Annotated in this window: 11 protein-coding genes; 4 read left to right on the forward strand and 7 right to left on the reverse strand. The window is 75.0% G+C overall.

Going from position 1 to position 13,185, the window contains the following annotated elements; all coding sequences use genetic code 11:
- Positions 1-2: 2 nt before the first annotated feature.
- Positions 3-1,286: a phosphopyruvate hydratase gene (eno, locus tag DQ240_RS09965; protein WP_113839456.1), complete on the reverse strand. Its 1,284-nt coding sequence runs from the start codon at positions 1,284-1,286 to the stop codon at positions 3-5.
- A 142-nt stretch (positions 1,287-1,428) separates the two neighbouring features.
- On the opposite strand from eno, the gene DQ240_RS09970 reads away from it, so the two are divergent.
- A complete protein-coding gene (locus tag DQ240_RS09970; RefSeq protein ID WP_113839457.1) occupies positions 1,429-2,187 on the forward strand; it encodes a hypothetical protein in 759 nt (252 codons plus the stop codon).
- Here DQ240_RS09970 and DQ240_RS09975 read toward each other — a convergent pair.
- Positions 2,139-3,056: a MazG family protein gene (locus DQ240_RS09975; RefSeq protein WP_113839458.1), complete on the reverse strand. Its 918-nt coding sequence runs from the start codon at positions 3,054-3,056 to the stop codon at positions 2,139-2,141. The genes DQ240_RS09970 and DQ240_RS09975 overlap by 49 nt on opposite strands.
- A 5-nt stretch (positions 3,057-3,061) precedes the next feature.
- Positions 3,062-4,030 carry a peptidylprolyl isomerase gene (locus tag DQ240_RS09980; protein WP_158548627.1) on the reverse strand — a complete coding sequence of 323 codons (969 nt, stop codon included), beginning with the start codon at positions 4,028-4,030 and terminating at the stop codon, positions 3,062-3,064.
- Between the two features lie 123 nt (positions 4,031-4,153).
- On the opposite strand from DQ240_RS09980, the gene DQ240_RS09985 reads away from it, so the two are divergent.
- Complete coding sequence (locus tag DQ240_RS09985) at positions 4,154-4,672, forward strand: DapH/DapD/GlmU-related protein (protein WP_158548629.1); 519 nt, start codon at positions 4,154-4,156, stop codon at positions 4,670-4,672.
- A gap of 13 nt (positions 4,673-4,685) precedes the next feature.
- Here the strand turns inward: DQ240_RS09985 and mfd are convergent, their stop codons facing one another.
- From mfd to DQ240_RS10005, 4 genes are all read right to left on the reverse strand, one after another.
- Positions 4,686-8,228: a transcription-repair coupling factor gene (gene mfd, locus DQ240_RS09990; protein ID WP_113839460.1), complete on the reverse strand. Its 3,543-nt coding sequence runs from the start codon at positions 8,226-8,228 to the stop codon at positions 4,686-4,688.
- A gap of 73 nt (positions 8,229-8,301) precedes the next feature.
- Complete coding sequence (locus DQ240_RS09995; RefSeq protein WP_113839461.1) at positions 8,302-9,573, reverse strand: acyltransferase; 1,272 nt, start codon at positions 9,571-9,573, stop codon at positions 8,302-8,304.
- A gap of 37 nt (positions 9,574-9,610) precedes the next feature.
- Positions 9,611-10,075: an adenylyltransferase/cytidyltransferase family protein gene (locus tag DQ240_RS10000; RefSeq protein ID WP_113839550.1), complete on the reverse strand. Its 465-nt coding sequence runs from the start codon at positions 10,073-10,075 to the stop codon at positions 9,611-9,613.
- A 96-nt stretch (positions 10,076-10,171) separates the two neighbouring features.
- Positions 10,172-10,978: a CDP-alcohol phosphatidyltransferase family protein gene (locus DQ240_RS10005; protein ID WP_233498609.1), complete on the reverse strand. Its 807-nt coding sequence runs from the start codon at positions 10,976-10,978 to the stop codon at positions 10,172-10,174.
- Positions 10,979-11,239: 261 nt separating this feature from the next.
- Between DQ240_RS10005 and DQ240_RS10010 the strand changes: the two genes are divergently transcribed.
- Both DQ240_RS10010 and DQ240_RS10015 read left to right on the forward strand, forming a co-directional pair.
- Entirely contained in the window at positions 11,240-12,010 is a 771-nt protein-coding gene (locus tag DQ240_RS10010) for a 2OG-Fe(II) oxygenase (RefSeq protein ID WP_113839462.1), read from the forward strand.
- 2 nt (positions 12,011-12,012) lie between these two features.
- Positions 12,013-13,173 (forward strand): glycosyltransferase family 4 protein, encoded by a 1,161-nt coding sequence (locus tag DQ240_RS10015; RefSeq protein WP_199589223.1) that lies wholly within the window; start codon positions 12,013-12,015, stop codon positions 13,171-13,173.
- The last annotated feature ends 12 nt before the right edge of the window (positions 13,174-13,185 follow it).

Below are 13,185 nucleotides of genomic sequence, written 5' to 3' on the forward strand. Positions count from 1 at the left end.
GGTCAGCCGCGAGCGGCCAGCCGCGGGAAGGCCGCCGCGCCGGCGTAGCGCGCGGCGTCGTCGAGCTCCTCCTCGATGCGCAGCAGCTGGTTGTACTTGGCGACGCGCTCGCTGCGGGCCGGGGCGCCGGTCTTGATCTGGCCGCAGTCGGTGGCGACGGCGAGGTCGGCGATCGTGGTGTCCTCGGTCTCGCCGGAGCGGTGGCTCATCATCGAGCGGTAGCCGCTGCGGTGGGCCAGGTTGACCGCGTCGAGGGTCTCGGTGAGCGTGCCGATCTGGTTGACCTTGACCAGCAGCGCGTTGGCCGCCTTGCGCTCGATGCCGTCGGCCAGCCGGGCGGGGTTGGTGACGAACAGGTCGTCGCCGACGAGCTGCACGCGGTCCCCGAGGGCGGCGGTCAGCGCGATCCAGCCGTCCCAGTCCTCCTCGGACAGCGGGTCCTCGATCGAGACGATCGGGTAGGCGTCGACCAGCTCGCGGTAGTAGTCGGTGAGGTACTCCGCCGATCGGGTCTGGCCCTCGAAGTCGTAGCCGCCGTCGGAGTGGAACTCGGTGGCGGCGACGTCGAGCGCGAAGGCGATGTCGGTGCCGACCGTGTAGCCGGCCTTCTCGACGGCCTCGGCGATGAGGTCCAGCGCGTCGCGGTTGCTGGGCAGGTCCGGCGCGAAGCCACCCTCGTCGCCCAGGCCGGTGGACAGTCCGCGGCCCTTCAGCACCGACTTCAGCGCGTGGTAGGTCTCCGTGCCCACGGCCAGCGCCTCGGCGAAGGTCGCCGCGCCGATCGGGGCGATCATGAACTCCTGCACGTCGACGTTGCTGTCGGCGTGGGCGCCGCCGTTGAGGATGTTCATCATCGGCACCGGCAGCAGGTGCGCCGAGGGACCACCGACGTAGCGGAACAGCGGCAGGCTGGCCGACTCCGCGGCGGCCCGGGCCACCGCCAGGCTGACACCGAGGATGGCGTTGGCGCCCAGGCGCGACTTGTCCGGCGTGCCGTCGAGGTCCAGCAGCCGCTGGTCGACCAGGCGCTGCTCGCTGGCCTCGTAGCCGACCAGCTCGGGCCCGATGACGTCGAGGACGCCGTCGACGGCCTTGGTCACGCCCTTGCCGCCGTAGCGCTCGCCGCCGTCGCGCAGCTCCACCGCCTCGAAGGCACCGGTGGAGGCGCCGCTGGGCACCGCCGCACGGGCGATCGTCCCGTCGTCGAGGGCGACCTCGACCTCCACCGTCGGGTTCCCGCGGGAGTCGAGGATCTCGCGCGCGCCTACTGCGTCGATGCTGGCCACGGGGGGCAGCGTAACGACTCCCGGGCCCGCCGCTCGCGCCCCTCGCCAGGAGGAGGACGGCGGGGCGCCTTGCCCTGTGCCCGTCCGTTCCCTTCACTCCCCCGAGGCCCGGCACCGACGCCGGGGTGGTGAGGAGCCGCAGATGACCGCCGAGACGCAGACCGGGCACCCGGACGGGCCGGCGCGCTGGTCGGTGCGGGGCCTGCGGCTGTCCCCCGTGGTGCTGGTCGTGCTGCTCGCCGTGGACGTGGCGCTGGTCGCGGCGTCCGCCGCCGTCGACTCCCCCGGCGCGGGTCCGGGCGACGGCGCGCTGTCCCTCGAGACCGACGGCGGACTGGTCGAGTACGTCGGGTACCTGCACCAGCTCGTCCTGGTGGTGCTCCTCCTGACCGTGTCGCGGCTCGGCGGGGCGCGGGTGTGGACCGCCTGGGCCGCGGTCTTCGCGCTCGTCCTGGTCGACGACAGCGTCCGCCTGCACGAGACGCTCGGGGACCGGGCCGCCGATGGGCTGGGTCTGCCCGACGGGGTGGCGGGGCTCCGGGCCGACGACCTGGGCGAGCTGGTCGTGTGGGGGCTGCTCGCGGTCGCGCCGCTGGTGTGGCTCGTGGCGCTGCACCGGCGCAGCGACCGGGAGACGCAGAGGGCGAGCCTGCGCCTGGCCGTGCCGGTCGCCGTCTACGCCTTCTGCGGGATCGTCGTCGACCAGGTGCACGCCATGGGCCGGGACGGCTCCTGGGCCGGTGTCCTCGGCACGCTCGAGGACGGCGGTGAGCTGGTCGCGCTCAGCGTGACGGTGGCCCACGTGGTGACCCTCGTCGGTGCCGCCCGCCGGCCCGGCGAGCCCCGGCGGCGTCAGTCCGACGAGCGGGCCGCGGCCTCGGCGTCGAGCTCCCCGGCGTAGCGGCGGACCGCCTCGCGCAGCGCGTCCTCGACGTCCCAGCCCCGGGCCGTCGCGGCGGCGACCACGGCGAGCAGCCGCTCCCCGAGCTCCTCGGGGCTCGCCGTCGTCAGCTCGGCCGGCGCCGGCGTGGGCAGGCCCGCCCTCCCCGCCCGGCGCACGAGCGCGGCACCCCAGGAGGCTGCCGGCTGCGAGCGGGAGACGCCCTCCGTCGGGGACCGGCGCTGCTTCTCCGCCTTCTTGATCTCGTCCCAGCCCGCCTCGACCTGCGCGACGTCCCGCGGCCCGGCGTCCCCGAAGACGTGCGGGTGCCGGCGGACCAGCTTGTCGACCAGGTCGCCGGCCACGTCGTCCACGTCGAACCGGCGGTCGGGCCCGCCCTCGGCGGCCACCCGGGCGTGGAAGACGACCTGCAGCAGCACGTCGCCCAGTTCCTCGCGCATGGCCGCGGCGTCGTCGTCCACGATCGCGTCGTAGGCCTCGTGCGCCTCCTCCAGCAGGTACCCGCGCAGCGAGGCGTGAGTCTGCTCGGCATCCCAGGGGCAGCCGCCGGGCGAGCGCAGCCGGTCCATCACCGTGACGACGTCCAGCAGCCGCACCCCGGCCGGCTCCGGGGTGCCCGCGACGACGGGCGCGCCGCCGGGCTCCTCCCCCACCGGGACCAGGCAGACCACGTCGCCGGGCAGCGCCGCGGCCGCGGCGAGGTCCGGGACGTCGATCACCGCGAACCCCTCGGCGCGCAGCGCGGCCGCGGTGGCGGCCGCCCCGGGGACGGCGGCCAGGACGCCACCGGCGGCGACGGCCCGCCAGCCCGCCGGGCCCAGGAGCCCGGGCAGCCGCGGACTGGTGGTGACGACGAGTGCGACCGGCACCGGCGTCAGTCCTCGGTCCCGAGCAGCTGCACCACGCCGCCCTCGGAGCGGACGACGCCGCCCTCGTCGAAGGAGCCGTACCGGGGGTTCACGTCGATGTCGAGGGTCGCCTCGTACTCGGCGAGCAGGGCCGCCCCGGCGTCCGCGGCCGCGTTCGTCGCGGCGGCCTCCAGCTGCGCCCGCACCTCCTCGAAGGGCGGGACGGTCGCCGGGGCGACGACGACGACCAGCACCCCGGGCAGCTGCTCGACGGGGGTGGCGAAGACGGTGCCCGGCGGCGTGGTCGCCACCCGGGCGGCGAGGTCGGGCGGCAGCTCCGACGTCAGCTCCTCGACGGCGACCGTCTTCGGCTGCGGGAGCGTCGCCTGGTCGAGGTAGGGCTGCGCGACGGCGGCGTAGCTCGCCGGGTCGGCCTGCAGAGCGGCGACCACCGCGTCCGCGGTCTCCTGGTCCGGGACGTTCACGTAACCCAGGTCCAGCTGCGCCGGCTGCTCGGCCAGGCGCTGCTGGTAGGTCGCGCGCAGCGAGTTCTCGGTCGGCTCCTCCGCCTCCCCCTCGGCCACCGCGATGGCCTGCAGCACGGCGACCTGCCGGACCCGCTCGAGGGCGTCCTCCCGGCTGTAGCCCTGCGCGCCGGCCTGGGCGAAGTACTCCTCGGGGGGCGTGCCGCCGAGGAGCCGGGTGAGCAGGTCCTCCAGCCCGCCGGGGTCGCGCGGGACGCCGAAGTGCTCGGCCGCGGAGGAGAACACCTCGCTGCGGACCAGCTCGGTGAGGATCGTCCGGCGGTAGTCCGAGCCCTCGCCGGCGGTGACGTCGGGGTCCTCGCGGTGGGCCTGGACCGCCCGGTCCAGCTCGTCGACGGTCACCGTCTCGTCGCCGACGTAGGCCGCGACGTTCGGGGAGGTCCGGCAGCCCGCGAGGCCGACGGCGGCCAGCAGGGCGAGGGCGAGGACGGCGGGTCGACGCGTGCGCACGACGGCGAGACTCCCACACCCCCTGTGATCGCCGTCGCAGCCGGCCGGGCGACGCGGACCGGACGCGGTTCTCCTCCTGACGAGGGATCCGCGGGGGGCGCCCCGTCGGCCACCATGATCGACGTGGACCTGAAGAAGCTGCGCTCGGTCGCCCTGGCCGAGCTGGCCGGCTGCTCGTACACGCCGAAGCGGTGGCGGCAGCGCCTGATGAGCTGGGCCGGTGCCCGGCTGGAGGCCGCGCCCGGCCGCGGCTTCCGGTTCTCCGGCGTGCACGCCAACCTCCGCGTCGGCCGCGGTTCCTACATGAACCACCGGGTGTCCATCGAGGCAGTGGCCCCGGTCGTCATCGGCAGGGAGTGCCACCTCGGCCCCGAGGTCATGATCCTCACCAGCCACCACCCGATCGACGAGACGGGCTCGTGGACCTTCGGCGCCGAGGGCCGCGAGGTGACCATCGGCGACAAGGTGTGGATCGGGGCCCGGGCGGTCGTCCTGCCCGGCGCCGTCATCGAGGCCGAGGTGATCATCGCCGCCGGCGCCGTGGTCGCCGGTCGCTGCGAGTCCTACGGGGTGTACGGCGGGGTCCCGGCCCGGCGGTTGAAGTCCTTCTCCCCCGCCGCCTCCCCCGCCGCGGCCGTCTGACCGGCGTCGCCGCTCAGGCGACCGCGACGGGCCGGTCCAGCACCGCCGTCAGCGTCGCGTGCAGGTTCTCCAGCAGCGCGACGTCGCGCAGCGGGGTCCGCCGGTCCGGGCCCACGGGCACCTTGAGCGAGATGGTCGACGCCGCGGCCTTGTACGTCGCGCCCTCGGCCAGGCGGGCCAGCCGCATCTGCTTGGACTCCGGCAGGTCGACCGGGCCGACCCGGATGACCCGGCCCTGCAGCGACACCTCGGTGATGCCCAGCGACCGCATCGCCACCCGGAACCGGGCGACGGCGAGCAGGTTCAGCACCGGCGCCGGCGGGGCGCCGTACCGGTCGGTCAGCTCGTCGAGCACGGCCTGCGCCTGCTCGTCGTCCTGCACCGAGGCCACCTTGCGGTAGGCCTCCATCCGCAGCCGCTCGCCGGGCACGTAGTCGTGCGGCAGGTGCGCGTCGACCGGCAGGTCGACCCGGACCTCGACCGGCTCGGCCGGAGCCTCCTCGCCGGTGACCTGGGCGCGGTAGTCGGCCACGGCCTCGCCGACCAGCCGGACGTACAGGTCGAAGCCGACGCCGGCGATGTGCCCGGACTGCTCGCCACCGAGCAGGTTGCCCGACCCGCGGATCTCCAGGTCCTTCATCGCGACCGCCATGCCGGCACCGAGGTCGGTGTTGTTCGCGATCGTGGTCAGCCGGTCGACGGAGGTCTCGGTCAGCGTCCGCGTCGGGTCGTAGGTGAAGTAGGCGTACGCCCGCTCCCGCCCACGGCCGACGCGCCCGCGGATCTGGTGCAGCTGGGAGAGGCCGAAGGTGTCGGCCCGGTCGACGATCAGGGTGTTGGCGTTGGGGATGTCCAGGCCGGACTCGACGATCGTGGTCGCGACGAGGACGTCGTACTCCTTCTCCCAGAAGCCGACCATGATCCGCTCGAGCTCGTGCTCCTTCATCTGCCCGTGGCCGACGGCGACGCGGGCCTCGGGCACCAGGTGGCGGATCTTCGCCGCGGCCTTGTCGATCGACTGCACCCGGTTGTGGATCACGAACACCTGGCCGTCGCGCAGCAGCTCCCGGCGGATCGCCGCGGCCATCTGCTTGTCCTCCCACGCGCCGACGTAGGTCAGCACCGGGTGCCGCTCCTCGGGCGGCGTGAGGATCGTCGACATCTCCCGGATGCCGGTCAGCGACATCTCCAGGGTGCGCGGGATGGGGGTGGCCGACATCGAGAGGACGTCGACCGCCGTCCGCATCGTCTTCAGGTACTCCTTGTGCTCGACGCCGAAGCGCTGCTCCTCGTCGACGATCACCAGCCCGAGGTCCTTGAACCGGGTGGTCGGCTGCAGCAGCCGGTGCGTGCCGACGAGGACGTCGACCTCGCCGGCGGCCAGCTGGCGCAGCGTCTCGCTGCTCTCGGCGTCGGACTGGAACCGCGACAGCACCTTGACGGTCACCGGGAACTGGGCGAACCGCTCGGAGAACGTCTTGAAGTGCTGGTTGGCCAGCAGCGTCGTCGGCACCAGGACGGCGACCTGCTTGCCGTCCTGCACCGCCTTGAACGCCGCACGGACGGCGATCTCGGTCTTCCCGTAGCCGACGTCGCCGCAGATGATCCGGTCCATCGGGACCGGGTTCTGCATGTCGCCCTTGACCTCGTCGATCGCGGCCAGCTGGTCGGGCGTCTCCTGGAAGGGGAAGGCGTCCTCGAGCTCGCGCTGCCAGACGGTGTCCGGGCCGAAGGCGTGCCCCTTCGTGGCCATCCGCGCGGAGTAGAGGCGGATCAGCTCGGCGGCGATCTGCTTGACCGCCTTGCGCGCCTGGCCCTTGGTCTTCTGCCAGTCGGCGCCGCCGAGCTTGGACAGCGCCGGGGCCTCGCCGCCGACGTAGCGGGTCAGCTGGTCCAGGGAGTCGGTGGGCACGAACAGCCGGTCCGGTGGCTGGTTCCGCTTGCCCGGCGCGTACTCGACGATCAGGTAGTCGCGCTGCCCGCCGTTGACGGTGCGGCTGATCATCTCCACGTACCGGCCGATGCCGTGGTGCTCGTGGACGACGAGGTCGCCCGGCTGCAGCTGGACCAGGTCCACGGCGTTGCGGCGGCGGGCCGGCATCTTCACCGCGTCGCGCATCGTGGTGCCGCGCGAGCCGGTGAGGTCGTGCTCGGTCAGCAGCGCCAGCCCCACGCCGGGGAAGGCGAAGCCCGACTCCAGGTTCCCCTGGGTGACCGTGGTCAGCCGCGGCTCCGGCGCGGACTCGATGCCCGGCACCAGCGAAGCGCCCAGCTCGGCCTCCGCGAACTGGTCGGCGGCGCGCTGGGCGGGGCCCGGACCGGCGAAGGTGACGACGACCCGCCACCCCTCCCGGTGCCAGCCGCGCATCGTCTCGATCGCCTTCGGCACGTCACCGGCGAACCGGTCGACGGTCGTGGCGTCGAGGGTGACGTGGGTGTCGTCGTCCTCCGCCGCGAGCGTGAACGACCCCGTCGTCCACCACGGCAGCCCGCGGCCGCGGGCGGCGGACTCGACGTCCTCGAGGTCGCGGAAGGAGGAGGCCCCCAGGTCCAGGGGCGCCTCGCCGGACTCCGCGGCGGTGGCCCAGCTGGCGGCGAGGAACTCCTCGGCGGTGCGGACGAGGTCCGCCGCGCGGCTGCGCACCCGCTCGGGGTCGCACACCAGCACGTGGGTGCCGCGGGGCACGAGGTCGGTGAGCAGCTGCATCGGCTCGTCGCCCAGCAGCGCCGGGGTGAGCGACTCCATGCCCTCGACGGCGATGCCCTCGGCGAGCTTGCCCAGCAGCTCGGCGAGCGCCGGGTGCTCGGTGGCCAGCTCCACCGCCCGGGCGCGGACGGCGTCGGTGAGCAGCAGCTCGCGGCACGGCGGCGCCCACAGGCGCTCGGGGCGCTCGTCGAGGGAGCGCTGGTCGGCGGCGGAGAAGTAGCGCAGCTCGTCGACCTCGTCGCCCCAGAACTCGACGCGGACCGGGTGCGGCTCGGTCGGCGGGAAGACGTCGAGCAGACCGCCGCGGACGGCGAACTCGCCGCGCTTCTCCACCAGCTCCACGCGGGTGTACGCGGCATCGGCCAGCGCCCGGGCGACGTCGTCGAGGTCGGCCTCCTGGCCGGGCCGCAGCTCCACCGGGGTCAGGTCGCCCAGGCCCGGGGCCAGCGGCTGCAGGACGCTGCGGACCGGCGCCACCAGGACGTCGACCGGCGGCCGGTCGCCGGGGTGGGTCAGGTCGCGGAGGACGGCGAGGCGGCGGCCGACGGTGTCCGCGCGCGGCGACAGGCGCTCGTGCGGCAGCGTCTCCCACGCGGGGAAGACCTCGACCCGGCGGCCGGGGACGAAGCAGCGCAGCAGGTCGGCGGTCGCGTCGGCGTCGCGCTCACCGGCGGTGACGACCAGCACGGGGACGCCGGCCCCCGGTGCCGGGGCGGCGAGCGCCGCCGCGACCAGGGGCTGCACCGGCGGTGGGGCGGTGACCGCCATCCCGGCCGAGCCGGCCGCGGCCACCACCCGGGCCAGGCCGGGGTCGGTCAGGACGACGTCGAGCACGCCGCGCAGGGACACGAGATCGAACTCCCACAGGATCGCCGGCCCCCGCGGAGTGCCGCCGAGTGCGGCGGGGGCCCGGCAGTCGAGGTTAGTCCGCGACTGCGACAGCTGCCGCGGGCCGGCGCGGCCACTCCCCCACCCGCCGGGCCAGCCGGTGGGCCGGCCCCTCCACGGCGCGGTGGAACACCTCGGCGGTGACCAGGGCGAGCAGGAGCACGGGGACGGCGACCAGGCCCCACTGGGCCACCGACGGTCCGCCCAGGAGCAGCGCCGCGGCGACCAGCAGCGGCTCGTGCACCAGGTACAGGCTGAACGACCGGCTCCCGAGCCACTGCACGGGACGCCGCTCCAGCCCCCGCCGCAGGGCAGGCCAGCCGAGGGCCAGGAGGATCAGTCCCACGACGCCCAGCAACCCGGCGGCACGGAGCGCGACGGCGGTGGGGGCCGGCGCGGTGCCGGCGTCCCCCAGTGCGGGGGCGACCGTGAGCAGGAGGGCGGCGGCGAACAGCGCGGCCGGACGTGCCCGCCCCGCGGCGCCGACGCCGGCGGCCAGCGCGGTCACCTCGGGCAGCGCCGAGGCGAGGACGACGCCGATGCCGAAGACGGGCAGGTAGGTCAGCAGGCCCTGCACCAGTTCACCGGCCGGCAGGCCCTCCCCCACGCCCGGCAGCCGCGCCGCGGCCGAGCCGAGCGCCAGCCCGGTGACGACGGCGGGCCACCACCGGCCGATCCGGATCGCGCAGACCAGTGCCACCACCAGCGGCAGCAGGAGCGAGAACCAGACCTCCCAGCGCAGTGACCACAGCGGGCTGTCGAGGTTGGAGGTGCCGAACAGCAGCGTGCCGTCGAAGGCGAGCGCCCGCAGGGTCGGAGGGCGGTGGATCGCCATCCAGCCGCTCTCCGCCGTCACGTCGCGCGTCACGGCCAGCGCCAGGCCGAGGGCGAACACCACCGCGGCCCACACCGGCAGGTAGAGCCGGACCAGGCGCCGCGCGTAGTACGACATCCAGTCGCGGCGGCCCCAGCCGCGCAGCACGGGCAGCGTCAGGACCAGGCCGCTGAGCACGAAGAAGAGGAGCACCGCCTCCTCGCCGGCCCAGACCAGCCGCAGCGGGGTCCGGGCCAGCCACCACTGCGCCGACCAGGCCGTGGGCTGCTCCGCCCCCGTGCCGTCGACGTCGACGACGTCGGAGACGGCCGGGAGGACCAGCAGCAGGTGGTGCACCACGACGACGAGCGCCGCCACGCCCCGCAGCCCGTCGAGGGCCCGCAACCGCGCGACGTCGCGGATCGGTCCGGCGGGGACGGGTCCGGCACCCGGCGCGCCCGGCACCCGGGCCCCCACGTCGGTCGCGGTCATCGGCCGGTGCCGGCCGTCCCGCGCCGGACGGGAGGTGTCACCGGCCGGCTCCGCGACGGACGGCGGCGGCGGGAGCCGGGGCGACCCCCTCGAGCAGGTCGAGCGCGCGCCGCAGCACCGTGCTGGAGGTGTGCATCGTGTACGGGAAGTAGCGGACCTCGACTCCGACCCGGGCGAAGTCGCGCTCCAACGTCGCGCCCTTGGCGGTGCCCCGCCAGTCGTCGCCCTTGAAGATCACGTCGAAGCGCACCTCGCGCCACGTGTCGAGCTTGTCGGGGACCACCTCGGCGTGGACGTCGTCGACGAAGCGGAGGCTGCGCACGATCTCCATCCGCTCCGCGAGCGGCACGACCGGCAGCCGGCCCTTCGTCCGGAGGAGCATCTCGTCGGACACGACGCCGGCGATCAGGCGGTCGCAGTGCTCGGCCGCGTGCCGCAGGATGTTCAGGTGCCCGATGTGGAACAGGTCGTAGGCACCCGGTGCGTAGCCGATCAGCGTCATGTCCATCCCCCGTTGTCGCTGGAAGGCCCAGTCGACCAGGGGAGATGACGCTGCGTCACCATCTCCCGGGGTGGGTTCACCCGAAGGGAGGTGCGCTCAGGCGCCTGCCGGGCGAGGGCCGAGGCGGCTCATCTCCCCGCGCCAGCGCGGGAGCGCCAGCAGCAGGTACCCGGCCGTCCCGGCCAGGAGGACGCCGTAGCCGGCGAGGAACCAGGTGGTGGAACCCAGCAGCGCGAAGACCAGGCACAGCACCCCGTAGTCGGTGGGCAGCACGACCAGGGAGCGGACGACGCTCGGCCGCTCCCCCGTCGGGGCGGCTCGCGTGACCGCCCCGTGCCCGGCCCGGAGCGCCTCGTTGAGCAGCGTGGCGAAGAAGTGCACGACGGCGACGAGGGAGAAGGCGAGCGGGACCAGCAGCCAGCGGTCGTCCAGGTCGCCGTCGCGGTACAGGCCCACCAGCACCGCGAGGTGCAGGGAGCCGATCTTGGCGGCGTCGACCATGTGGTCCAGCCACTCGCCCGCCGGGGAGCCGCCACCGCGGAGCCGGGCCAGCTGGCCGTCGGCGGAGTCGAGGGCGTACCCGAGCACCAGGGCCGCGGCGACGAGCAGGCCGGTCCACACGGAGTGCGGCGCCAGTGCGATCGCGGCGATGCCGGAGAAGGTGGCGGTGGCGCTCAGGGCGGTGACCCCGTCGGGCGTCATCCCGCGGTGGAAGGCGAGCGCGGCCAGCACCCGGCCCAGCGGGCGGTTGACGAAGCGGCCGTAGGCGGGCGCACCCTTCGCCCCCTTCTGCGCCACGACCAGGCGGCGCACGGTGTCGGCGACGGTCTCCCCCGGCGCCGGACGCAGCGCCGGCGCGGCCGCGGGCACCGCCTGCTCGGCCACCACGTCGTCCTGCAGCACGGGGTCCTCCGGTGTCCTCGGGTGTCGGGTCCCGGGAGTCTCCCCCGCTCGCGACCGCACCGGGGGTCTCGCGGAGGACGCCTCACCCCATCGGGGCGGTGCGGGGGCCGGGCGCCGCCCGGGGGCCCGCCCGGCCCCACCCGAAGGGGTCAGCGACCGTGGTGACCGGGTCCCCGGCGGGGCTACCGTCCGGGCTCCGCGAGGCCCGTCCTCGCGCGCCAGGAGGACCGTGGCGCACGTCGCCCAGCAGGGAGTAGCTCGATGTTCAACGCATGGATCGACCGGGCCGAGGAGCTCGCCGAACGGTTCCGGACGGCCTCCCCCTTCCCCCTGCTGGTGATCGACGACTTCCTCGACACCGCGACCGCGCGGGCACTGCTGGCCGAGTTCCCGGCGCCGGACGCGATGCCGCGCTCGCGGGACTACGTCTTCGGCAACAAGCACGAGCTGTCCAGCGTCGCGGAGCAGGGCCCCACGAGTCGCGCCTTCTACGACGCGCTGATGGGCCCGGAGTTCCAGCGCTTCATCTCGACGCTGACCGGTACCGAGCTGTTCGTCGACCCGGCCTTCCACGGTGGCGGCTTCCACCAGAGCGGGGACGGCGGGTTCCTCGACACCCACGTCGACTTCAACATGCACCCGCTGCACCCGGACTGGAAGCGCACGCTCAACGTCCTGCTCTACCTCAACGAGGACTGGCGGCCCGAGTACGACGGCCGGCTCCTGGTGAAGAACGGCGCCGACGGCGAGACCCGCGCGATCGAGCCGCTGTTCAACCGCGGCCTGATCATGGTCACCGACGACCGGACCTACCACGGGTTCGCGCGGATGAGCCTTCCGCCGGGGGTGACCCGCAAGTCCATCGCCACCTACGCCTACGAGCTGGTGCCCGAGGGCAGCGTCGTCGCGCGCACCACCGGCTGGGCACCGGAGGCGGCCGGGGTGTTCAAGCGGACGTTCGCGCGGCACTACGACCGGGCGGTCCGGATCAAGACCCGCGTCCTGGGCAGCGCCACCGCGAAGAACCGCTGAGCGTGGCCACCCGCGGCAGCGGGTGGGACGTCATCGCCGTCCACCCGCACACCGACCTGTACGGCAGCGACCGGATGTTCCTCGAGGGCGTGGCGGCGTTCGCGCCGGGCGTCCTCGCGGTCCTGCCGCAGCCGGGGCCGCTGGTGGACGCGCTCGCCGAGCGGGACGTCGCGCACCTCCTGCGGCCGTTCCCCGTGCTGCGCAAGGTGGAGCTGCGCTCCCCATGGCGGGTGCTGGTCTTCGGCGTGCGGTTCCTGCGGTCGCTGGGCGCGCAGACCCGCTGGCTGCGCCGGGAACGTCCCGCCGTCCTGTACGTCAGCACCGTCGCCGCGCCGCAGTGGCTGCTCGCCGGGCGGCTGGCCGGGGTCCGGGTCGTCTGCCACGTGCACGAGAGCGAGCCGCAGTGGCCCCGGCTGGCCAGCACCGTGCTGCTGTCGCCCCTGTGGGCCGCGCAGGCGGTCGTCGCCAACAGCCGTGACTGCCTGGGCTGGATCCGCTCGGCGCTGGGCGACCGGATCGCCCGCCGGACCCGCGTGGTGCACAACGGCGTGCGCGAGCCGCAGCCGCCGGCCACCACCGCCCCCGCCGCGGCCGGGCCGCGCCGCCTCGTCGTGGTCGGCCGGCTGTCCGAGCGCAAGGGGCAGGACGTCGCCGTCGCCGCCACCGCGCTGGTCCGGGAGGCCGGGCACGACGTGACGCTCACCCTGGTCGGCGACAGCTACCCCGGCTACGAGCACGTCGAGGAGGGGCTGCGGGTCCAGGCGCGGGACCTGGGCGTCGCCGACGCCACCGTGTTCACCGGGTTCTGCGATCCGGCTCCGCACGTCGCCGCCGCCGACGTCGTCCTCGTCCCCTCGCGTGTGGAGCCCTTCGGGCTGGTCGCGGTCGAGGGCATGCTGCACGGCCGCCCGGTGGTGGTCTCCGCGGTGGGCGGGCTCCCCGAGGTCGTCCGGGACGGCGAGACGGGCCTGCTCGTGCGCCCCGACGACCCGCGTGCGCTGGCCGACGCCGTCCTCCGGCTCCTGACCGACACCGAGCTGGCCACCGCGCTGGGCGCGGCCGGTCGCGCCGACGCCCGGGCCCGCTTCTCCCTGCCCGCCTACGCGGCGGCGCTCCGGGACGCGGTGCTCCCCGGCCGTTCCACCGCCGACGTCTCCGCCTGAGCCCGTCGAGCG

It is taken from the genome of Blastococcus sp. TF02A-26 (assembly GCF_003319125.1).
GTDB lineage: Bacteria > Actinomycetota > Actinomycetes > Mycobacteriales > Geodermatophilaceae > Trujillonella.